18 protein-coding genes and 3 tRNA genes are annotated in these 23177 nt (G+C 41.5%); 8 read left to right on the top strand and 13 right to left on the bottom strand.

The window, feature by feature from the left end:
- The 3 genes from PHQ42_00350 to PHQ42_00340 form a co-directional block, all read right to left on the bottom strand.
- On the bottom strand, positions 1-487 hold a 487-nt coding region (locus tag PHQ42_00350), incomplete at its 3' end, for a hypothetical protein (GenBank protein MDD5071177.1).
- A gap of 101 nt (positions 488-588) precedes the next feature.
- A complete protein-coding gene (locus PHQ42_00345; GenBank protein ID MDD5071176.1) occupies positions 589-3771 on the bottom strand; it encodes a hypothetical protein in 3183 nt (1060 codons plus the stop codon).
- A gap of 339 nt (positions 3772-4110) precedes the next feature.
- A tRNA-Glu gene (locus PHQ42_00340) sits at positions 4111-4182 on the bottom strand.
- A gap of 404 nt (positions 4183-4586) precedes the next feature.
- Here PHQ42_00340 and tsaD point away from each other — a divergent pair.
- Positions 4587-5711: a tRNA (adenosine(37)-N6)-threonylcarbamoyltransferase complex transferase subunit TsaD gene (gene tsaD / locus PHQ42_00335; protein MDD5071175.1), complete on the top strand. Its 1125-nt coding sequence runs from the start codon at positions 4587-4589 to the stop codon at positions 5709-5711.
- An 85-nt stretch (positions 5712-5796) separates the two neighbouring features.
- Positions 5797-6123: a TraR/DksA C4-type zinc finger protein gene (locus PHQ42_00330; GenBank protein MDD5071174.1), complete on the top strand. Its 327-nt coding sequence runs from the start codon at positions 5797-5799 to the stop codon at positions 6121-6123.
- A gap of 58 nt (positions 6124-6181) precedes the next feature.
- Here PHQ42_00330 and ppsA read toward each other — a convergent pair whose 3' ends face one another.
- Positions 6182-8572 (bottom strand): phosphoenolpyruvate synthase, encoded by a 2391-nt coding sequence (gene ppsA / locus PHQ42_00325; protein ID MDD5071173.1) that lies wholly within the window; start codon positions 8570-8572, stop codon positions 6182-6184.
- A gap of 106 nt (positions 8573-8678) precedes the next feature.
- Positions 8679-9008, bottom strand: coding sequence for a hypothetical protein (locus PHQ42_00320; protein MDD5071172.1), 330 nt, complete (start codon positions 9006-9008; stop codon positions 8679-8681).
- A gap of 246 nt (positions 9009-9254) precedes the next feature.
- On the opposite strand from PHQ42_00320, the gene PHQ42_00315 reads away from it, so the two are divergent.
- The 5 genes from PHQ42_00315 (at position 9255) to PHQ42_00295 (ending at position 11700) form a co-directional block, all read left to right on the top strand.
- Positions 9255-9339: transfer RNA gene (locus tag PHQ42_00315), tRNA-Leu, on the top strand.
- Positions 9340-9769: 430 nt separating this feature from the next.
- Positions 9770-10006, top strand: coding sequence for a hypothetical protein (locus PHQ42_00310; GenBank protein MDD5071171.1), 237 nt, complete (start codon positions 9770-9772; stop codon positions 10004-10006).
- 274 nt (positions 10007-10280) lie between these two features.
- Positions 10281-11099, top strand: a complete 819-nt coding sequence (gene lgt, locus PHQ42_00305; protein ID MDD5071170.1) for a prolipoprotein diacylglyceryl transferase — start codon at positions 10281-10283, stop codon at positions 11097-11099.
- 46 nt (positions 11100-11145) lie between these two features.
- Positions 11146-11218 (top strand) — tRNA-Gly (locus PHQ42_00300).
- Between the two features lie 185 nt (positions 11219-11403).
- On the top strand, positions 11404-11700 hold the full coding sequence (locus PHQ42_00295; GenBank protein MDD5071169.1) for a hypothetical protein: 297 nt from the start codon (positions 11404-11406) through the stop codon (positions 11698-11700).
- A gap of 62 nt (positions 11701-11762) precedes the next feature.
- On the opposite strand, the gene purD is transcribed toward PHQ42_00295, so the two are convergent.
- The 4 genes from purD to PHQ42_00275 all read right to left on the bottom strand — a co-directional run bounded on the left by purD (position 11763) and on the right by PHQ42_00275 (position 17473).
- Positions 11763-13061, bottom strand: coding sequence for a phosphoribosylamine--glycine ligase (purD, locus tag PHQ42_00290; protein MDD5071168.1), 1299 nt, complete (start codon positions 13059-13061; stop codon positions 11763-11765).
- Positions 13062-13099: 38 nt separating this feature from the next.
- Positions 13100-13807: a methyltransferase domain-containing protein gene (locus PHQ42_00285; GenBank protein ID MDD5071167.1), complete on the bottom strand. Its 708-nt coding sequence runs from the start codon at positions 13805-13807 to the stop codon at positions 13100-13102.
- Between the two features lie 163 nt (positions 13808-13970).
- Positions 13971-15188: an AIR synthase-related protein gene (locus tag PHQ42_00280; protein ID MDD5071166.1), complete on the bottom strand. Its 1218-nt coding sequence runs from the start codon at positions 15186-15188 to the stop codon at positions 13971-13973.
- A 170-nt stretch (positions 15189-15358) separates the two neighbouring features.
- Positions 15359-17473, bottom strand: coding sequence for a RecQ family ATP-dependent DNA helicase (locus PHQ42_00275; protein MDD5071165.1), 2115 nt, complete (start codon positions 17471-17473; stop codon positions 15359-15361).
- Positions 17474-17586: 113 nt separating this feature from the next.
- Here PHQ42_00275 and PHQ42_00270 point away from each other — a divergent pair, with 113 nt between their 5' ends.
- Positions 17587-18492: a hypothetical protein gene (locus PHQ42_00270; protein ID MDD5071164.1), complete on the top strand. Its 906-nt coding sequence runs from the start codon at positions 17587-17589 to the stop codon at positions 18490-18492.
- Between the two features lie 59 nt (positions 18493-18551).
- On the opposite strand, the gene PHQ42_00265 is transcribed toward PHQ42_00270, so the two are convergent.
- The 4 genes from PHQ42_00265 to PHQ42_00250 all read right to left on the bottom strand — a co-directional run bounded on the left by PHQ42_00265 (position 18552) and on the right by PHQ42_00250 (position 23154).
- The gene (locus PHQ42_00265; GenBank protein MDD5071163.1) at positions 18552-19829 is read right to left on the bottom strand and encodes a Glu/Leu/Phe/Val dehydrogenase; all 1278 of its coding nucleotides are present in this window, start codon (positions 19827-19829) and stop codon (positions 18552-18554) included.
- 101 nt (positions 19830-19930) lie between these two features.
- The gene (locus PHQ42_00260; protein ID MDD5071162.1) at positions 19931-20800 is read right to left on the bottom strand and encodes a bifunctional 5,10-methylenetetrahydrofolate dehydrogenase/5,10-methenyltetrahydrofolate cyclohydrolase; all 870 of its coding nucleotides are present in this window, start codon (positions 20798-20800) and stop codon (positions 19931-19933) included.
- Positions 20801-20911: 111 nt separating this feature from the next.
- Positions 20912-22159, bottom strand: a complete 1248-nt coding sequence (locus PHQ42_00255) for a serine hydroxymethyltransferase (protein ID MDD5071161.1) — start codon at positions 22157-22159, stop codon at positions 20912-20914.
- Between the two features lie 401 nt (positions 22160-22560).
- Positions 22561-23154, bottom strand: coding sequence for an HD domain-containing protein (locus PHQ42_00250; protein ID MDD5071160.1), 594 nt, complete (start codon positions 23152-23154; stop codon positions 22561-22563).
- Positions 23155-23177 lie beyond the last annotated feature (23 nt).

The following is a 23177-nucleotide window of genomic DNA, read 5'->3' as shown; positions in this document are numbered from 1 at the left end:
CTACCTGCCAGAACCGGCTTTCCCGGGAAAAATTGCCGACTAATTCTTCGCCTTCAGACGTAGCGGCCAATTTAAGGGAATCAGTGGCCAATCCGTCATTGTCCGGCTGCATCCAGGCTATTTTGTAATAGTAAAATTTTAAGACTTTTCCTATATCCTCTTTTTGGGACGCGGCGATTATTTTGAAATCATCGCCCTCCGGAGCCAAAATCGCCAGATCCTGAAATTCCAAATTTTTACTTAGAAGGTTGTCAATTTTTTTTTGAAGCAAATCTTCATTGGCTAAATCCTCTTTTATCAGGGCATAAATTGACCGGCCGACAATAAGGGCCTGCCGCTGCAGAGCGACATCGAGACTTTCGTTATATTTATTAACAATAAAAATCGTATTGAAACCGATTAACAAGGGGATAAGGATTATCAAAATAACCCCGTAAACTAACTGAAAAGTTTCCCTATTCTTTATAAAAAATTCTTTTATACTCATATAATCCTACAAATTACAAATCTTATATAAATTTACGAATTCCTATCAAAACGTTTTATATCGTATTTGTATATTCGTAATAAATTCGTAATTTGTAGATGTTATGTTTGTTTCCCTTTTTGAATAATAAAGACGATGAAGAGCAGAATCCCGACCGCCATAATTAAGGAGGCGATAATAACATAATATCTTATCAAATCGTTGGTTTCGCCCATAGGCGTAGTCGGGGCGACTGTTTCCGAGATAAAATCTCCGACTGAAGCCGCTTTCGCTTCTTTGATAAAGAAGTTTAAGGGGTTGCCTTTGGCGATTATTTTGCCGGTGTTGTCGTTCAAGGCCACATAAACCTCATGCTCGCCCTCAATTAGAGATTGGCTTAGCTCATATTGCCAGTTTCCGTACTCATCGGCTTTTACCGTGGCGATCAGAGGCAGGTCGGAATATAGATATAGAGTTATAATACTATCCGGTTCGGCTATGCCCTCCAGGCTATAACCCCTGTTCAAGTCGTTTTCATCTAAAATATTGCTGATGCTGTCAACCGATAAATTTTTTGAAATTTCTCCTTCAGATTTGGGGTGCTCTAATTTTTTATCGCCCATGATCGCCTCTTCAATCGGGGCCAGGACTTTTCCCAATTTTCCTTCGCCCAAAGGATTATAATTGTTTTTTACTTCCGCGCCGTCGTCATAGCCGTCGCCGTCCGTATCGGCCTTAAAGGGATCGGTGCCAAACCTTCTTTCCATATCATCGGGCAGTCCGTCCTGGTCGCTGTCAATCATTAAAGCTATCGGTCCCGTCTGAATTAAATTGTCGCCTTCATCCAGAGTTAATTTTATTTCCGTACCCAAGACTTTTAGGCCGGTTTTTCCCTCTTTCAGGGGAACCATTTCCTTGGCTAAATCCAAGCTGGCCTTTAGCTCTTCTTGGGTGATGGAATTTCCGGTCAAATGAGCCACTTTTTCTCCCAACTCTTGATATTTAATTTGTTTAGCTATGATATTTCCCAGGTGATTTTCTCTTATGGAATTTTTGCATTGCCACCCATCTATTCCCTGGCAAGTTACTTGCGGCGCATATTTATTAAACATAAAGTCTTCGCATTTTTTTTCATCTTCTATGCCGACGGCGAGGCATTCTTTTGCTCCGTATTTTTTGAACATTATTTTGTCGCATTCACTCCTTGTTTTCGCCCCCGCAGCCAAGCAGTCTTTGGGCATATTTTTTTGCTGGAGATAAAGGTAGCATTTCGCTTCATCCGTTATGCCCTGGTCTTGGCAGTCTTTGGGCAAATAAGTTTTTTGCATTATTTTTTCGCATTCTGCCGCCGTATTAGCTCCGGCTTTTTGGCATTCAACAGGGAATTTATCGGTTGGAATATTTTCCGCCCCCTTATACTTTTCAAACATGTATTTTTTACAGGCTTCTGAAGTAAGAATTCCGGCTTCTTTGCAGTCAGCCGGGGCCGATTTTTTAAAGATAAATCTTTCGCATTCCGCCGCCGTGTTGATGTTGGCGTCCAAACATTCCTGCGGGGCGTTTTTCTTGAATAGCATCTTTTCGCATTCTTCGGCAGAACTCGCTCCGGCTCGTTGGCATTCTTCCGGCAATTCCACTTCCAAAATTTCGGTTCCCCGTTCTGTTTTTAACTCAATTTTTACTACGACGTTTAAATTGCTGATTTTTTCCCGTAAAATGTAGTTGCATTCTTCCATGGTCGTTATTCCCGCCTGTCTGCATTCCGGCGCCATAAAGTTTTGGGCCATATATTTATCGCAAGCGGCCGGGTCGGTGATTTTGGCTTTTTGACATTCTGAAGTTACGGATATTTGCGATTTCATTATTTTTTCACATTCTTCTTTGGTTTTTACTCCGGCCTTTTTGCATTCGTCCGGCAAGCTATTTAAGAATATTATTTTATTGCATTCTTCGGTCGTGGTCACTCCGGCCTTTTTGCATTCGTCCGGCATGGAAAATTGGTATGAATATTTTTCGCATTCCGTTTTGTCCAAAATTCCTTTTTCCCGGCATTGAGGGGGAATTGCCATAAATTTATTACACTCTTCTTGCGACAATAATCCTTTTTCCCGGCATTGAGGGGGAATTGCCATAAATTTATTACACTCTTCTTGCGACAATAATCCTTTTTCCCGGCATTGAGGGGGAATATTCATAAATTTTTGGCATTCTTCTATAGAGGTGATATTATTTTTTTTGCATTCAGAGAGAAGTTCCGGCTGAACCTGGAGTATTGCGTCGGAGGTTTGTAGTTGAGCTGACGAAAGCAGCTCACTTGTTGTTCCATTGTTTATTATTTGTATGCTGAAAGACCGGGAAGTTTTTATAATTCCGGCCACTCGGGCATTGGCCGTAACTTTGTAGTAGCCGTTGGGAAAATTCGGCGTATTCCACATAAAGTAATACTGCCGGTCATTATCCCGTAATCCGCTATATTTGTAACTCCTTGGGCCTTCTATGGAAAAGTCTACTCCGTCCACCCCGTTATTCAGGGAGGCGGTAATTCTTTTTTCGCCGGAAAGAGGCGGCTGGTAAGCTTCTGCGAAAGTTATTTCATAAGCGATGGTCGAATCAACTGTTTTCGCGCTGGTAAGATCATTATCCGTGGTGAAAGTAGAAATAACAGGGTTGTCAACAGTTATGTTTATTTGTTTAGAGATATCTATATAACCGCTTTTTTTTGCGTAAGCCTTAATTGTGTATTGGCCGTTGGCTAGAGGCCTTGTGTCCAAGTTAAAGGAGTAAGTATTTTCACCCTTGTAAGTTGCGGAGTATCTATTTATTTCCGCTCCGTCTTTGTAGGCATAAAACATCACTTCGGCCAGCTCGCTTGTTTTTACGGAAAAACTTGGTTGGCCGGAAACCTTTGCCGGAGGAGAGACAAAATCCATAATTAATATGGAAAGGGAGGGGGTTTCCGCAGTATCAGTAATTATATCCTCAAATATTATATTTGAGCCATCGGTTGCGGTCGTTGGCTCGGCGTAGGTTGTTTCAAGGGTTTTTTCAATAATACTATCGGTAGTATCAACGTTTTCCATCGAGGGTTCACTATAGGTTATAGTTGTGGCGGAATCAGTAGTATAAGAGGTGTCGGTAGTAGAAGTTGTCGTATCGCTAATTGTGGTGTCTGTTAAAGAGGCTATATAGGAATTGGTTTGAGTTTGCCCGGCTAAAACGGGGATAGATAAAAAAACCGCCTGATTTAATATAAAAATAGCGGCCAAAAAAATATTTGTAAGCTTGAATTTTGCCAGTTTTCTCATATTTTTTATTTTGGAATTTAACAAGATAGTTAAAAAATAATTTTTTGTTTAAATTCCTTAATTTATATATTTTATATTATAACATATTAGTTCTTTTTCTGCCAGAATTTGCCTCGCTTCTGCTCGTTTGATTCCCATGGTGATAAACACCATAATTAAAAAACGGGATAAACCCGTTTTTAAATTATTTTGTACCGCCATGGGCCTGCCTGCCGGCAGGCAGGGAACCCCGCACAATTTCGCTTCGCTCAATCTGCGGGGCAGGTCGAACCCCGAAATTCTCAACCCCCATGGACAATACAAATAAAAAAAATCCGCCAAAAGCGAATTTTTCATTTGTACCGCCACGGGGAATCGAACCCCGGTTACCAGGATGAAAACCTGGTGTCCTAACCACTAGACGATGGCGGCAGAATGTTATTTATATTTTAACGAATTGTAGGATGTCCCGAGACTTCGGGATCAGCCCCTGGCTGAAAAACCTGGTGCTTGCCCCCGCAGGAGCGGAGAGACTTGCGGGGTCCTAACCACTAGACCTGCCTACCGGCAGGCAGGCGATGGCGGCAGAATTAATTTCAGATTTCAGATTTCAGAATAATTTTTTGGCGCGCCAGTCTTAAAATAAAAATCCCGAGACAGGGATGGATTTTTTTAGAAAAGTATGGTAATACTAAGAATAGTTTAGTTAATTTTTTAATTTTAGTCAAGATGAAGATAATTTTAGGAATTGAAACCCCGCATAAAGGTGTGCTTTTGCGGGGCGAGACTTTAGAATATTTTTGTTTATCTATTTTTAAAAATAAGTTATATATTTTATGATAGTTCTAGGAATCGAGACCAGTTGCGATGAAACGGCCGCCGCTATTGTCGAGGGAAAAAAGGCAGGAACACAAAATTTTGTGTCTGTAAGATCCAATGTGGTTTCTTCGCAAATAGAAATTCATAAAAAATACGGGGGCGTAGTGCCGGAAGTGGCGGCCAGAGAGCATATTCTAAATATTTTACCGGTTGTTGACGAAGCTTTGGCCAAAGCCGGAATTGAACGTGGCCGAGCCGCAAAAGAAATAGACGCCATAGCCGTAACCGTTGGGCCGGGCTTGATTACCTCTTTAATCGTAGGCGTAGAAACCGCCAAAACCTTGTCTTATGTTTGGGGCATTCCGTTAGTGGCTGTAAATCATATTGAAGGGCACATCTACGCTAACTTCGTTAGCGTAAATTCCCCGCCTTCGCCAAGGCTTCGGCGGGCAAGCAAATTTCCAATTTTAATTCTTACGGTTTCTGGCGGGCATACGATGCTGGTTCTAATGTCAGGGCATGGAAAATATAAAGTAATTGGCGAGACGCGGGATGACGCGGCCGGAGAAGCGTTTGACAAAGCCGCCAAGCTTTTGAGCCTTGGTTATCCGGGGGGGCCAGCGATCGCGGCTGAAGCCGCGAAATTCCAAATTCCAAATTCCAAATTCCAAATAAATTCAAAATTCAAAATTCAAAATTCAAAAAATATTATTCTTCCACGGCCGATGATAAATTCAGATGATTATGATTTTTCTTTTTCCGGCCTTAAAACCGCTTTGCTTTATAAACTAAAAAAAGATAAAATGTGGAAGAGAAGAATTCCGGAATATTGCGCCCAGTTTCAGCAAGCGGCAATTGACGTTTTGATAGCCAAGACCCTTAAGGCGGCAGGAAATTACAAGGTAAAAACTATAATGCTAACCGGCGGAGTAGCCGCCAATAAGGAGTTGCGCGGGCAAATGGAAGAAATGATTAAAACCCGATTACCCAAAACCAAATATCTAATACCTAACATCCAATATACGACCGATAACGCCGCCATGGTAGCCACGGCCGGATATTTCCGGGCTTTAAAAAAAGATTTTATCCCGTGGCCGAAAATAAAAGTTGATCCCAATTTAGAATTATCAGCCAGAGGCTGATCCGCCCTTGGCGGAAAATAATATAGCCGCGTTGACTAAAAATTAATTAAAATTATAAAACAGCGTAATTTACGCGATTAAATCTATGTTAAGCCAAGAATTTATCCAAAAAATAAAAACTAGACTGGAAGAAGAGAAGAAGGCGGTGGAAGAAAAAATTTTAAAATTAAAAAAGCCGGAAGTTGATGAAGACAATCCCGACCTTGATGATATTGGCCATGACGCCACGGAGGATATTTTGGAAGGCTCGCTTTTGTCAGTCCACGAGGAGATTTTGGGGAAGATAGATGGTGCTCTGGAAAGAATGAAGAGCGGCACTTACGGCATCTGCCTTAAATGTGGAAAGCAAATAGAAGAAGAAGCTTTAGAGATAAAACCCTGGGCCGAGCATTGCCGTGTTTGCGGAAAATAATTTTATAAAAAATGAAGGCGGGATTGGCCAATCCCGCCTTCATTTTTTATTTGTTTTATTATTTTTTTCTCTTCCCTCTCATCTTTTTCTCTTTTTTATTAATCTCCATCGTGGTTTTAATAACCGTATCCGGAATTAAAGAAATAGAATCTATGCCGCATTCAACCAGGAAAGTGGCAAAATCCGGGTAATCGCTCGGAGCTTGTCCGCAGATGCCGATTTTCTTTTTTGTCCGGCGGGCCGTATCTATGGCGTATCTGATTAAAGTTTTTACGGCTTCGTTTTTTTCATCATAAACGTGGCTTACCAAAGAGCTGTCGCGGTCGACGCCCAAGGCGAGCTGGGTCAAGTCATTGCTGCCGATGGAAAAGCCGTCAAAAATTTCAGCAAATTGTTCGGCCAGAATTACATTAGAAGGAATTTCCACCATGCAATATAATTCAAAGCCGTTTTTACCCTGTTTTAAGCCATGGTCAGCTAATATTTTTCTAACTTTTTTGGCTTCTTCTAAAGTGCGGCAGAAAGGCACCATAAGCTTTAAGTTAGATAAACCCATTTCATCCCTTACTTTTTTCATCGCTTGGCATTCCAGGGCAAAAGCCGGCAGAAATTTAGGCGAGTAATAGCGGGAAGCGCCGCGCCAGCCGATCATCGGATTGGATTCAATCGGCTCATATTTGGCCCCGCCAACCAGGTTAGCATACTCATTGGTTTTAAAATCGGAAAGCCGGATAATCACGTCTTTGGGATAAAAAGCCGCGGCAATCATGGCCACTCCTTCGGCTAACTTATCAACAAAGAACTGCTTTTTGTTTTCGTAACCCACAGTCAAATTATCTATTTTCTTTTTAACATTTTTGTCTTTTATCTTATCGTAATTAATTAAAGCCAGGGGGTGAATTTTGATGTAATTGTTTATTATGAATTCTAATCTGGCCAGCCCCACGCCGTCATTGGGAATAAAGGAGGTGGAAAAAGCCATGTCCGGTTCGCCGATATTCATCATAATTTTGGTTTTCGGCCTTTTTAATTTTTTAACATTGGTTTTTTTGACCTTAAAAGGCAGGATGCCTTCATAAACGTAGCCCTCTTCTCCTTCGGCGCAGCTTATAGTCACCTTTTTTCCGGTTTTAACCCGATAAGAGACATTATTGGTGCCGACAATACAAGGAATGCCAAGCTCGCGGGAGACAATGGCGGCGTGGCAGGTGCGGCCCCCCTTGTCAGTAACAATCGCCGAAGCGATTTTCATAATCGGTTCCCAGTCTGGATCGGTCATGTCTGTCACCAAGACTTGCCCGGGTTTAAAGTTTTTAATGCCGCCCACTTCCATAATTCGGTTAGCCACTCCCATGCCGATTTTGTTGCCGACGCTTTGGCCGCGAGTTATAATTTTCCCTCTTTTTTCTAATTTATATTCCTCCAATATGTTGTAATTTCTAAGGCTTTGCACGGTTTCCGGCCGGGCCTGAATTATGTATAGTTTTTTGTCCTGTCCGTCCAAGGCCCATTCAATGTCCATGGGCCGACCATAATGCTTTTCAATAATCATGGCCCACTGGCCCAATTTTTTTATCTGTTCGTCGGTAATTGATTGTTTAACCTGCTCTTTTGGCTTAAGCCTTACATTTTTAGTCGGTTGTTTCGGGTCATTGTTGTAAACCATTTTTAACTTTTTGCATCCGATAGAACGGGAAATTATGGCGCCGGTAGGCTTGAAGAAATAAAATTCGTCCGGGTTAACTTTGCCCTGAACAATATTTTCTCCCAGCCCGTAAATGGAGTTAATCAGGACAGCGTTGGGAAATCCGGATTCGGTGTCAATCGTAAATATTACGCCGGAAGCGGCCAAATCGGCTCGGATCATTTTTTGCACGCCGACGGAAAGGGCGATTTTGAAATGGACAAATTTTTTGTCAACGCGATAGGAAATCGCCCGGTTAGTAAACAAGGAAGCAATGCATTTTCTTACGGCCAGAAGCAATTCTTTTTCTCCGCTGATATTTAAATAAGTGTCCTGCTGTCCGGCGAAAGAAGCGTCCGGCAAATCTTCGGCTGTGGCCGAAGAGCGGACGGCTACGGATAGGTTTTTAACCCCGTATTCAGCCGAAAGTTTTTTGTAAGCGCCAATGATTTCTTTCTCAAAATCTTCCGGGAGAGGCGTATTGGTTATTAATTTGCGTACAGCGGCTCCGCGGCGCATCAGGTCCATTACATTATGGGTATTAAGGCCTTTAAGAATTTTTTTTATTTCTTTTTTTTCTCCGGTTTTTTCCAAAAAATAATTATAAGCGGAAGCGGTCGTGGCAAAGCCGTTGGGAACATTAACGCCCCTTCCCGAAAGTTTTCGGTACATTTCTCCCAGAGAGGCGTTTTTACCCCCGACCGACGGCACATCTTTTATTGTTAATTGGTTGAAAAATTTTATGAATTTATTAGATTTGGGCATGTTGTCTTAGTTACAAATTACAAATTCATTACAAATTTTACAAATACCAAAATAATCGTTTTTTAATTATTTGTAATATTTGTATAAGATTTGTAATTCGTAACTTTTATAAATTAATTTTTTTGCTCCATTCGTAAATAAAGGGAATTTCCCACCATTCTCCGTTATAAGTTTTGACAATTCCCATCACCGAAACAACAATCAGGGCCAGCATCAGAAGTTGCCCGAAAAATGGGAACCAGATAAATAATCCGGCCACCAATTCTATGACAAACAAAACCAAACCTTGCTTGGCGTGAAATTGGGCGAATTCAGAATCCTTTTTCCCTAAAAGCGGCACTAAACAGAGAATCCAGACATAAGACAGGGCGGCAATGTTTTTGTTGGTTTTTACGTCAGGATTGGCAGAATTTTTTTTACTTTCTTGTTTAGCCATATTTTTTTGTTGCGGACTCACGCGGACTTATACTGACTAACGCGGACTCACGCGGAAGAACGCGATAATTAATTATTTATGGATATTATTATCATAACACAATTTTTGCTATAATAAAAACATTGACATAAAATACAAATTGGTTTAAGAATAAAGGAGCAAGGGGGATATAGTGAAACCCCGCGCCTTTAAAAGGGACGGGACAGTTTGGTATATTTACCCCGCCTCATTTTTAGTATAAAATATGGGCAAGTGGTGAAATTGGTATACACGCATGCCTTAGGAGCATGTGCCGAAAGGCGTGAAGGTTCGAGTCCTTTCTTGCCCACCAGCAGTGGTATTCATAGTTAAATTTTTTTAAAATGAGGCGGGGCACGCATGCCTTAGGAGCATGTGGGGCAACCCGTGCGGGACGAGTCCCTGCCTGCCGCGGCAGGCAGGTCTCTATCCCCACCGTAGGGGAATTAAGATTTAAGAATTAAGAATGGTATCTTGGCAATGTAACCTTAAAAAAGAGGAGTGCGCGATGAAAGAATTTTTTAAGAGACATTGGCCGGAAGCGGCGCTTATTTTGGCGACCGTTGTAGCTTTTTTGTTAATTTGCAGCCGTGGCTAACAAGTCAAAAGAAAAAATTAAAAAGCCTGAATTTTATTTAATATTCGGGCTTTTTTTCTTATATTGACATATTTTGATAAATATGATATGATATAAATATCTCATGGGGGTGAGTAGTTTTTTCCAAAAGCCAAAGGAGGATGCAATGGCGGAGAAAACACTCACAAAGAGAATGGTCGCAAGAATATCTGTTTCCATTTTCGGTCTTGCGATAACTATTTTTTGTTTTTTGAAAGTGGTTAATGCCCCGGTCTTTCCTTACCCGCAGCAGCAATGGGCTAACGTCCAGTATTTAGCTCTGATGTGTGTGGGCGCCCTGGTTTTTTACTGGGCGGCATTTACTGATTTCGATCGGAGCAAAGAAGAAAAATTTTTTCAATAAACACAAAAAAGCCGGGGAAAAAATACTCTCCGGCTTTTTCATTTGGGTTTTTTATTATATAATACTAAGTAGAAGAAATTTTTTCGGCTCTAAACCCCTAGATAATCCTTTAATCCGAATTCTGCCTATGGACTTAAATCTTCCTGCCATAATCCGAATGCTCCGAATACTAATTCGTGGCATTCGGATTAATTCAAAGTTCGTGAAGATAAGCACAGTAGAATTCGGATCAATGGTTCATCTAAAGGTTTAAAAATAAATTGACGTCTTGAACATGAATTTTTTTCATACCTTCAATCCTGATCCGATTTTAGTTTCTTTCGGCCCTATCCATATTTATTGGTATGGTTTTTTTATTGTTTTGGGGTCTTTGGCCGCTATAGCTACGGCCTTAAAGATTTCTTCCTATTACGGCCTAAAAAAAGAAACTATTGTTGATTTGGCTTTTTGGCTGATTCTCGGGGGGATAATCGGCGCCCGAATTTATCATATTTTTTTGGAGTTGCCTTATTACTGGCAATATCCTTTGGATATTTTTAAGGTCTGGCAGGGTGGGCTGGCAATCCACGGGGCGATTATTGCCGGTTTATTTGTAATCTGGTTTTTCGCCCGAAAGCGCAATTTAAATTTTTGGCTTTTGGCCGCCGTGATAGCGCCGGGGCTGGCTTTGGCGCAGGCCATTGGCCGGTGGGGTAATTATTTTAATAGGGAGCTTTTTGGCAAGCCGACTAATTTAGACTGGGGCATTCCGATTGATATTATGGGGCGGCCGCTTGAATATATTTCCTCGGATTTTTTTCACCCGACATTTTTGTATGAATCAATCGGCAATTTTTTAATTTTTCTAATTTTAATTTCTTTCCATGTTTGGGTTATAAAAAAAGGGCAGTTTAAAATTTTTTTTTATTTTTTATTTTTTATTTTTTATCTAATAACGTATTCTGTTTTGCGTTTCAGTTTAGAATTTATCAGGATAGACGAAACCCCGGTTATCTGGAATTTAAGATTTCCCCAGATTGCCAGCTTGATTATCATCTTATTGACTTTTGTTCTTTTAGTCTATAAGATTAAAAAAGATAAAAAGATTGGATAGTTTAGGTAATTTAAAATTGAAAATTTAAAATTGAAAATTGATTTCTGCGGGTATCGTATAATGGTTTATTATGTTAGCCTTCCAAGCTGAAGATGGGGGTTCGATTCCCCCTACCCGCTCCCTGTTAATTTCAGATTTTAGATTTCAGATTTTAGATTTCAGAATTTTTTGAAGAATTCTTTTCAATTCCCGCCCGTCCCGTAGTGAGCGATAGCGAACTTTGCGGGATTACCCGCTCATAACGACAATTGACACTTGACAATTAACTATTAATTGTTAATAGTTAATTGTCAATTGTCGCATTATGGATATAAAAGATTTAATGGCTAACGCCAAAAATTTAAAAGATTATGAATTTGAAAGGAAATTGAATGAGCTGGTAAGAAATAATTATCGTTACAGAAATTTAGGAAGCGCCAATAGAAAAATTATTTTGGATTTAGTGAAAAAATATAAGTCTTACTTAAGGAAGGGAATTGGCATTTCTTCCGTTAATTTAAGGAATGAATCATACCGGCTTTATCAGAATCGGTTAAAACTGGGCTTAACAGAAGGGGATTTAAAAGATATAAAGGAAGTTTTAGGGGAGTTGAGAAACTAAAAAAATTAAAAAAAGCAGCCTATGGCTATTAAGGGCTGCTTTTTGTTTTCTGAAAAAACTTATTATTTTTCAAACCCTTGCCAGCCGATATCTTGCCGGAAGTGACATCCGGGCCAAGATATTTTTTTTACCGCCTGGTAAGCGTTTGTTCGCGCTTGCTGAAAATCGTCTCCCAGGGCTGTTACTCCAAGGACTCTTCCGCCGGCAGTTATGATTCTGCCGTGGCGGTCTAAAGCTGTTCCGGCGTGGTCAATTATAGATCCGGTTTTTGCCGCTTCTTTAAGGCCGGAAATTAGGTAACCCTTTTCGTAGGTACCGGGGTAACCGTCGGAAGCCATTACTACGCAAACTGCCGGTCTGGGGTCCCAATCTATTTTGACTTTATCCAAATTACCTTCTAGAGCTTTTAAGATAACGTCAATTAGATCAGATCTCATCCGGGCCAAAATTGGCTGGGTTTCCGGGTCGCCAAAACGGCAATTAAACTCCAAAACACTCGGATTGCCCGCCTCATCAATCATCAGACCGGCATAAAGCACGCCGGTAAAAGGGATGCCTTTTTTCGCCATGGCTTCAATGGTGGGTCTGATAATTTCGGCGAGAATTAGTTTTTCCAGTTCCGGAGTTACAATCGGAGATGGTGAAATAGCTCCCATGCCCCCGGTATTGGGATTTGGGAATATTCCGCTATCATGATCAAAAATAGTTTTGTGGTCTTGCGATGTGGCGAGCGGGAGAATATGCCCATTTTTGTCAACCAAGACAATGTAGGAAATCTCTTCGCCGGGGAGAAATTTTTCTATCAGGAATTTTTTTCCAGCTGGGCCAAATTCTCCTCCCTTGATCCTAACCAAAACCGCAGAGACTTCTTCTGCAGTATGACATACCATCGCCCCTTTGCCGGCGGCTAAACCATCAACTTTTATTACTATTGGCAATCCGAAGTTTCTTAAACAACGGCCAATCCTGCTAGCGGCCATGCTAGCATCGGTAAATACCTCAAATTCCGCTGTCGGCACCCCAATCTCTCTAAGGAGCTGTTTAGTAAAAACTTTTGAGCTTTCCAGCCGGGCCGCTTTTTTTGATGGTCCAAAAATCAGTAAACCCGCGGCCGTAAATTTGTCCACAATGCCGTTGACTAAAGGCACTTCCGGGCCGACAATTGTTAAATCAATTGCCTCTGCTTGGGCGAATTCTGCCAGTTTTTGGATTTCGTTTGCTCCAATAGCAACATTTCTGGCTATTTGGCCGGTGCCAGCATTCCCCGGAGCGCAGAAAATTCTGTCCACCAAACTTGATTTACGAATTTCCCGTGCCAAAGAGCTTTCTCTCCCGCCTAAACCGATGACCAAAACTTTCATATTATACCTCCCGTTGTTGAAAGAGCCATTAAATTAAATTATTTTTTTAAAATCGCGTAATAATTATATTTATCTTTGTATAGTTTTTCAATTTTTAAACCAGCTTTTTTTATGATTTTTCTTAATTCCATTTTTGTGAAAGCATGGTAGTAGCGTCGGCTTTGGGCCTTGCCATCCGGACTTTTCCAGTCAAACAAAATATCGCCAAAATCCATTCTGCCCGCGGGCAGATTTTTTTTAATTATTTTGAGCAAAGTGAATTTAAAAATTAATTTTCTGAATTTCGCCTGGCTCCATAGATTCCAGACCGCAATGATTATTTTTCCCTCTTCGCCCACTTTATTTTTCAACTGCCTTAAGGCGGCGATCCGTAAATCATCACCGGGGAGATGATGAAAAAGGGCAATGGAGAAAACATAATCAAAGTTTATTTCCGGGATTTTGCCTAAATCCAAAATATCACCGACAATAAATTTATTTTTAGGATGAAGTTTTTTGGCGTGTTCTATAAGATTTTCACTAGAGTCAATCCCCAAGTAGTCAATCCTTTTATTTTTAAACGCTTCCAGCAAGCGGCCGTTGCCGCAACCCACATCTAAAATTTTATCCCCGGTTTTAATTTTTTCCGTTAACTTAATTAGTTCCGGCCATAAATATTTTTTTCGGGTTTGGTTAAATTGGCCAGAAATTTCCTCGTAGTTAGCTTTGACCAGATTTAGCAGATTTTTTTGGGTTTGCTTATCCATATCGGACATTGACTTATGCGAATTTTCGCGGACTTATACGGACCAGCGCGAAAGAACGCGTAAATCGGGAGATTAATAAAAGTTGTCTGATTTAAAACTATCATTTTTCAGGTAAAAAGAAAAGGGCGGAAAAACAAGTCCGCCCTCTTTTTTGTTCCGTAAATTACAGTTCGTTTGATGAAAGAATTCGGCCTTCTTTGAATTGTGAGTTGATTATAACTTCTCGCATTGGCGACTCAGTAGTTTCGCCAATTCTGTTGGCTCGAATTCCGTCTTTGGCGGCCTCTTCGATGAGAGTGTCAGCGTCCTTTTCCGAGGCGCAAACCACGATCATTCCGCAACCGCCGTGAAAAGTGCCATGGGCCTGAAGATCGGATAACTCTAATCCCTTATGACTCAACGACAGCTCTTGCGCTTCCCGCAAAATTTCCGGAGGTTTTGGCATTGTGTTCAGATTCGCCCCAACACCTTCCGGCAAAAGTTCCCGGAATTTGCCCCAAATTCCTCCGCCGGTGATGTGGGCAATACCAGCCATGTTTACGATCGGATCTGCGATACTGCCGTCGGGATTCCAACCATTCACCCTTATTAAGGTTTTCCCGTAATAGACCGAAGGAACAGTCAGTTTCCGGGTAAACTCAATGGCGGTTTGGTTTCCCAAAATTTTTTTTATATCCGGGCCCCAATGGGCGAGGATAAGATTAGTGAAAAAAGTACCGCCGTTGCACCGATAGCCATTTTCTTCAAACCCGATAATCGGCATACCCGGTTTGATTTTAGAGCCGTCTATAAGTCTGTCATGATGGCAGAGGCCCAAGCAAGACGCGCTCCAGTTAAGGATTAACTGGCCATCTTCGTCGGTGTCGCAAAAAGCGGTCACACTGTGTTTCATAATAGCGAATTCACCGGTAATATTAACTAAACCGGCTATTCGCAAAGCTTCCCCAAAGCCTTCGAACAAGGCCTTTACTAGATGGAAATTTTTTTCTACTACCCTCTTGGTGTCAATGGTGTTATTCATGATAGTCGGGAATCTTCCGGACCGGGTGAAATCATCGGCGGTCATGCAAATAATTTCCCACCCCAGACCGTGGAAGACTTCAGGGGTGCCGATAAGAGCGAAAAATTGCGGTTTGCCGCCAGCGCCGTCAGTTTCTATTTCCTCAAGCAGTTTCCAGGAAATTTCCGTTCCTTCGGCCATCGCTCTTAGGATATGCGGCTGCCAGTTAAAACCAACCGGCCCCCTGAAATTTCCTGGCTGATGGGCAATAATTCTAACGGCCGGACAATTTTTATGGCTCTCAAAGCATACTTCTTTCGCCAATTGCGAAGCCTGGTCACCCGGGTCAATCACTTCATTCTTGTAAGCATCCCTTGGCATGGCTCACCTCTTTTCTGTTTTTAGATTTAAGCAAAAATAAAAAGAGCGATTAATAAATCCCCCTTGGTTATCTGATAGTATTTTAGGTTAATTTTGGCAGAAAGTCAAGTTTGAATTTATAAGGGACTTAGTCGCCTTTGTGGCGACTAAGTCCCTAAATTTCTAAAAAATTAAGAATTTTTCTTTTTTGCTAAAACTAATTTTATTTCTTCGTAGCTGATTTCTTCCCCGACGATTTCCTTTATTGGGTTTAATTTTTCCGCGCCGACTTTGGCTATAGCGGCTTTTATTTTTTTTTGCTTATTATTGTCAACTAATTTATTAATCTCTTCAAATCTAATTAGTTTCTTTTCCATTAAAAAAATAAGATGCCCGACAATTGTGCCAACGGTTAATTTCCGCTCCTCGGCAATAGCCTCAATCGCCAGGCCTTTATTGTATAAGTCAAAAGTTTCCAGCTGGGTTAATTTCGTGCTCAAGGCCGGTTTGGAACTCGGTTTTTCCACCATGTCATCCAAATTATTTTTAGAAATTTTTTCCTCACGATTTTTTCCCCGCGGCTGTTGGCGCTTCCTTTCGTAGCCGCCGGCAGTTAAGCAGTTATCGCATTTTCCGCAGGTTTTGGCATTGGCGTCCCCGAAATATTTCAAAATATATTCCTGCCGACAGCCAAAATAATAAATATAGTCTTCCATTTTGTCCAACTTGGCATAAGCTCTTTTTAATTTTTCTTTTAAGGCGGTGAAATCAATTTTTAGTTCGCCCGGATCAACCCTTTTTAAAATGTTAATTTCTGTTCCCCGAAACGGCGGTTGATATTCGGCTAAATTATTTTCCGCCAGATGGCGCGCTAAACGGACAAAAGACTCCTTTTTTACTTTAATCATGCCGGCGGCTTCTTCAAAAGAAAAATTCCAGCCAGCTTCTAAATCTTGCCCGAAGCGGTCATAGAGCTTGTGGAATATATCAATTTTGGTTTTAGCCCGGCTGCCAAAGGAGTCTAGAACAGAGGCAAAATCCTTGCTTAGCTTTAAAAAAGCATTAGCGGTTTTTTCGTTGGGCCGGCTGATATATCCTTCCCGTTCCAGGATTTTTAAAGAGGTGCCGATAGCCATTTCCGGGACGTTGTCTGAAAGCATTTCGGCCAAGTCGGCATAAGTGATTAAAACCGTATCTGACTCGTAGTCAGTTAAAATTTTGTAGATTTCCAAGATGATATTAGGCGGAGGGTTATCGCCTTTGATAAAGAATTCGCGCAAATAACGGTCGCGGGGAGAGTAAAGAAGGAGGCAAAAGCTGGGTTTGCCGTCCCGCCCCGCCCGGCCCGCTTCCTGATAATAAGCTTCGATCGTTCCGGGCATGTCATAATGGATGACAAAGCGGATATCTTTTTTATCAATTCCCAAGCCAAAAGCGTTAGTGGCCACAATTACCTTTACTTTTCCCGCCATAAAATTTTCCTGCACCCAGGTTCTGTCAGAAGGATCCATGCCGGCATGATAGACCACGGCCGGAATATCTTCTTCCAGCAAAGTCCGGGCCAAGTCATCGGCTTTGGCTCGGGTGCCCACATAAACAATTCCGGATCCTTCGGTAGATTTTAAAGCATCCAAAACCAGACTGGGTTTTTGCGCGTCACTGGCTTGAATAACTCCGAATTGGAGGTTTGGCCGGGCAAAGCCGGTTATTATCAGTTCCGGGTTTTTTAAATTAAGCTGCTTTACAATATCTTCCCGGACTTCCGGCGTGGCGGTCGCGGTTAAAGCCACCACCGGCGGATTGCCAATTAGGTCAAGGGCGTTCTTTAACTTTAAATAACTGGGACGGAAATCATGTCCCCATTGGCTGATGCAATGAGCTTCGTCTATGGCAAATAAACTTACTTTGATGTCCGTTAGGGTTTTTACGAATTCCTGATTATAAAATCTTTCCGGGGCAATAAAAAGAAGCTTATACTGATTTTTTTTCACCTCTTCCAGCCGTTCATAAGTCTCATCGGGAGAAATTGAAGAATTGACAAAATTGGCCGGGATGCCGACTTTTTTCAAATTGTCCACCTGGTCTTTCATTAAAGCGATTAAAGGAGAAATAACAATCGTGACTCCGTCCAAGATTAGAGCCGGGAGTTGGTAAATTAAAGATTTGCCCCCGCCGGTCGGCATAATAACGACCGAACTTAAACCGGCTAAAATATTATCAATGGCTTTTTCCTGGCCCGGCCAGAAATTTTTAAAACCATAATGGATTTCAAGGAGTTCCAGAAGTTGTTGTTTTTTTATATTCATACAAATTACAAATCTTTTACAAATTTACAAATTATACTTAGCCATTCTCCTGTTGACAAAATTTTTCTATTAAACTAACTTAATATTAGCAGATTAGGAAAGAGGAGGCAATTTTGGTTCTTTTTACAAAAAAAAGAGAGGGCGACATGATAGATTTGAACGGCATAAAAATGAAGAATCGTTTTATTGTCGGTTCCGGACCGGCTAAGTATGGCTTGGGATACGAGCTGTATGAAAATCCGTTAAGTTTTTTATTATGTTTTTTTCATTTGATGAATTGGGAAATTTTCGGAGCAGTAATTACGAAAACCCTCACCTTGCCTCCATGGAAGGGGAATTATCGCTGGTGGAAACCGTGGGAAGTTTTGCGTCCGGCGGAGAATGGATGGCTAAACCGGTTCGGCTGGAATAATTTCGGCCTTGATAAATTCATTTCTCTTTATCCCGGAATCGGGCTGAAAAACCTAGTAGTTTCAATCGGTGTTTTTGATTTAAAAGATATCAAAAGCTTGTTGTGGATGTTGGAAATGCTGAACCCTCTTAATATCTTGGCGATTGAAATTAATTTCTCTTGTCCGCATGTCAAAATATTATCCCGAGATGATTTGCGGATAATAGAAGATTTTATGAGAGAAGCCAGGAAATTCAGCCAACATCCGCTTATCGCCAAATTCGGTCCGACCGGAGATATTATTGAAAGAGTGATAATTGCGGAAAAGTGCGGGTTTAACGCCGTCAGCCTGATAAATACCGTTCCTCAATTTGTACTCGGTTTCGGCGAATGCGGGCTTTCCGGACGCGCTATCAAGCCAATCGCTTTGGAGGTTATTAGAAAAGTCCGGCCGCAAATCTGCATTCCGATATTCGGAGGAGGCGGAATTTATACCGCGGATGATTGCCAAGAATTTTTTGATGCCGGAGCAGACGCAACCGTCTTCGTGAGTGTTTTTTTCTGTTATCCCCTTCGTCCGCAAAAAATTGTAAGGAGTTTTTTAAAAACGCAAAGCCCAGCCGTTTAGGCCGGGCTTTTTTATTTTAATTTCCGCTTGAGTCCGCGTCAGTCCGCATAAGTCCGTGGCTAGATGCCTCTCATCTTTATGGCTTTCCGCAATCTTTCCACCGCTACGATATAGGCGGCGGTGCGCATATCCACCCCATATCTTTCTTTAGTTTCCCAAATTAAACTGGTGGCTTGGGTTATTTTTTCTTTTAACCGGCTTTGCACTTTTTCCAATTCCCAGTAATACTGCCGGAGATTCTGCACCCATTCAAAATAAGAAACAATTACGCCGCCGGCATTGGCTAAAACATCCGGGATAATTAAAATATCTTTTTCCGCCAAAGCTTCGCTTACTTCTATTTTCATCGGGCCGTTGGCTAGTTCTAGGATGATTTTGGCTTTTATATCATTAACCATTTCCATAGTAATAACATTTTCAAAAGCGGCTGGGGCTAAAATTGTCACGGGCAAAGTTAGAATTTCTTCGTTGGAAATATTTTTGGCGCCGGGGAAGTCAAGAACCGAGCCGTTGGCGTTTTTATGCTCTATGACTTTTTCAATATCAAGGCCTTCTTCATTATAGATTCCGCCTTTTGAATCGGAAACAGCTACGACCCGGTAACCGGCGTCATGGGCTATTTTGGCAAAATTCAAACCGACATTGCCAAAACCTTGGACAGCAATGGTGATATCTTTTTTATTTCCCCCGCCGGAAAAATTTTGGATTTTTTTTAAGACCTCTTCTAAAACATAAAATCCGCCCTGACCCGTGGCGTTGTCCCGGCCTAAGGAGCCGCCGACTTCAACCGGTTTGCCCGTAACCACGGCCGGCATGTTTCTGCCTTGGATTCGGCTGTATTCATCCATAAACCAAGCCATAATCTGCGGATTAGTGTAAACGTCCGGAGCCGGGATATCAATATCCGGTCCGACAATATTGGCAATGGCCCGGACATATCCCCTGGTTAATCTTTCCAGTTCTCCTGCACTTAAATTTTTTGAGTCGACGGTTATGCCGCCCTTAGCTCCGCCGTAGGGGATATCCGCAGCGGCGCATTTTATCGTCATCCAGAAAGCCAGAGATTTAACTTCATTCAAGTCAACCTGGGGATGAAAACGGATTCCGCCCTTATAAGGACCGCGGGCGTTTGAATGTTGGACGCGGTAGCCGGTAAAAATTTTTAAATCCCCGTTATCCATTTTAACCGGAATGGAAACTTCGGTTACTCGGTTGGGATGCTTTAAAATTTCCGCTTCTCGGGAAGTAAGTTCCGCCGCTTCGCTGGCATTTTCCATTTTTTTTATAATGGCGCAGATTCTATCAAGCTGTTCCAAGCATTGTTCGTATTGGTTCATGGTTTTAAAAATAAAATAAAAAAATAATAAAATAATTTAAAAATAGCACTTCTTATCTTTTTATTTTATTTTCATATTATTTTAATATTTTATTATTTAAGCTATTTTGTTATTTTATTCTTGTATAACTCTAGAGTATTTCTAAATAGCATGGCTATAGTCAAGGGCCCAACACCGCCCGGCACAGGCGTAATATAACCAGCTTTATTTTTAACTTCGGCAAAGTCAACATCGCCGCAAACTTTTTCACCTTCTTTTGTTATGCCTATATCAATCACCACCACTTCTTTTTTTACCATATTTTTTTTTATAAACCTTGGCTTGCCGATCGCCGTAATTAAAACATCGGCTTGGCTTGTCTTGCTGGCCAGGTTCTGGTCGTTGGCCTTGGCGATTTTCACTTTTGCTCCTTGGCACTCAAGAATTTTAGCTAAACTTTTACCAAAGATATCCGAGTTGGCTATAATACAAACTTGCTTGCCTTTTAACTGGCAATTAATGTTTTTTAACATTTCCAGAACGGCCGAAAAAACAGGTGATAAAATATGATTATGGCGGCAGCTTCCTAAAATTATCTTTAAATTTTCCGGATGGAAGCAATCCACATCCTTTTCCGGATTTATCGTTTTTATGATTTTATTAGTGTCAAAACCAACAGGCAGGGGGAGCTGGACTAAAATTCCGTCAATTAATTTATCTTTATTTAAGCATTCTATGGTTTCTAAAATTTTTTTTTCTTCTGTGTTATCCGGGCATCTGTAAATATGAGTATCAATTCCAACTTTTTTTGCTTCTCTTTCTTTCAGGCCAACATAAAGTTTTGAATCCTCCCGGTCCCCAACTAAAATAATTGCCAGATTGGGACGTTTTTGGCAATCCGGCTTGTTATCATTAAGTTTAAGGATTTCTTTTACGAGCTGGTCTTTAATTTTTTTCGCCAGGATCTGGCCGTCAATTATTTTTGCGGGCATAAAATATAATTACAAATTCACAAATCAAAACGCAAATTCACAAATTTTATACAGCATCTTTTTTTATTTGTGTTATTTGTGATAATATTTGTGTATTTGTAATAAATATATTTAGATGCTTGGGATGGGAAAATTTAAGCACATTTTTCTCACTTCCTTTTTTATTTTATCCAAAATTTTTTCGTCATTTCTATTGTCTAATGTTTCATTAACCCAGGCGGCAATTTGTTTCACTTCTTTTTCTTTCATGCCGCGAGTGGTAATGGCCGGGGTGCCGAATCTGACGCCGGACGGCTTCATGGGCGGGTTGGGATCATTGGGAATTGTAGAGCGGCTTACAGAAATTCCGACTTCATTTAAAATATCTTCGGCTTCTTTTCCATTTAAGCCTTTTGAGGTCATGTCTACGACCATCAGGTGGTTATCCGTGCCTCCAGAAACTATTTCATACCCCATGTTTAGGAATTCCCGGGCCAGGATCCTCGCGTTCATCATAACCTGCATAGCGTATTCTTTAAATTCCGGCTTTAAGGCCTCGCCAAAGGCGACCGCCTTGGCGGCCTGAATATGGTCATGGGGACCGCCCTGCATGCCGGGGAAAACCGCCCGGTTAACCTGCTTGGCGTATTTTTCCTTGCACATTATCATGGCGCCCCTGGGGCCGCGCAAAGTTTTGTGGATGGTGGTGGTGACAACATCAAAAATCGGCACCGGATTGTTCATCAAACCGGCCGCGATTAAACCGGCGGTATGGGCAATATCGGCAAAAGTAAAAGCCCCGACTTCGTCAGCGATTTCCTTAAATTTTTGCCAGTCGATTTCTCGCGAGTAAGCGCTGTAGCCAGCCACAATCATTTTTGGTTTTTCCCGTAAAGCCACTTCCCTGACTTTTTCCATATCCAGGCGTCCGGTTTCGGCGTCCACCTCGTATTGGACGAAATTATAGAGCATGCCGGAAAAATTTATGGGGTGGCCGTGAGAAAGATGACCTCCGTGGTCAAGCCTTAAGCCCAAAACTTTATCTCCGGGTTTTATAAAAGCGAAATAAACGGCGGCGTTAGCCGGGGAGCCGGAAAGGGGCTGGACATTGGCATGCTCGGCGGAAAATAATTTTTTCGCCCGCTCAATAGCAAGGGTTTCTACCTCGTCAATAATCTGGTTGCCGCCATAATAGCGGTGGCCCGGGTAGCCTTCGCTGTATTTATTGGTTAGGACCGTGCCCATGGTTTCCAGGACCGCTTTGGAAACATAATTTTCCGAGGCGATTAATTCCATTTCCTCGCTTTGCCTTTTCATTTCCTTTTTCACCGCGGAAAATATTTCCGGATCATTTTTTGATAAATTTTTATAAGATAGCATAGGTTTATATTAGGTAAGAACAGGGTAATACCCTGTTCTTACGCAGGTTAAAGTATAATAGTTAGTAATTTTATGATAAGCCCAATAGCTTATTTTGTCAAAAAAAGAAGGCCGAAAGACCCCTTATTTGTCATTGTGGCTTTTTCCCTTCCGTTCATCTCTTGTCATCTTCGGGCTTGCCTGCCCCGCTAGCGCCACGCCCCGCTATGCGAAGCTTGGCGGGGGAGCTGGCCGGTGACCAGAGGATCTAGGGTTAAGAGGTAAGGACATTTATTTTATCACAATTTTAACAAACCGAACTTCCTGCGGACTAATTCCTGCCTACCGGCAGGCAGGCTGGATTCCCGCTTTCGCGGGAATGACAGAAACAAATTTGTTGTTTGCAATGACAGTTTTATTTTTTATTTATAAAGTTTCTTGTAAGTCATTTTTTTTAAGCCCTTCCACCAGTCAGTGAATTTTGTTTTTTTCATTTCTTTTATTAAAGCCTTGGCCGATTTTGTTTCTAAGGCTTTTTCCACATTACTAATCCAGTTATCTACTGACGGGCAACCCAAATCAAGGTATTCCTTAGCCTGGAAAGCAACCTCTAGCCAATCAGCATCTTTGGCGACAATGCCTTCTTTCGTGTTTCTGTTTTCAAATTCGGAAAAATATTTTTTCCACTTTTTTTCAATCTGTCCGCCCAGATTTTTTACCTGATCGCAAAAAGCATCTTGCTCGGCTTGGCTATTGTCAAAATACCGGGCGCTTACTTTATTTTGGTCGCCAATTCGAGCTTCGCCATTGTCATGAACCAAAATCATGGCGGCCACTTTTTCCGGATTAGCGTCTCCTTCCATCACCGCTAAAATGTAGCCGATTTGCGCGGCCCGCATCACGTGTTCGGCTACCGTATCCGGATTTTTTATTCCTGCCAACTGAAAGCCGCTTCGCCTTTGGCGTTTTAATTGGTTTAATTCAAAGATAAAATTAACGATATTTTTGATAGGCATATTTTTAAGTTAATTCCTGTCTT

Source organism: Patescibacteria group bacterium, assembly GCA_028711655.1.
GTDB lineage: Bacteria > Patescibacteriota > Patescibacteriia > Patescibacteriales > JAQTRU01 > JAQTRU01.
This window is presented reverse-complemented; position numbering and strand designations above follow the sequence as displayed.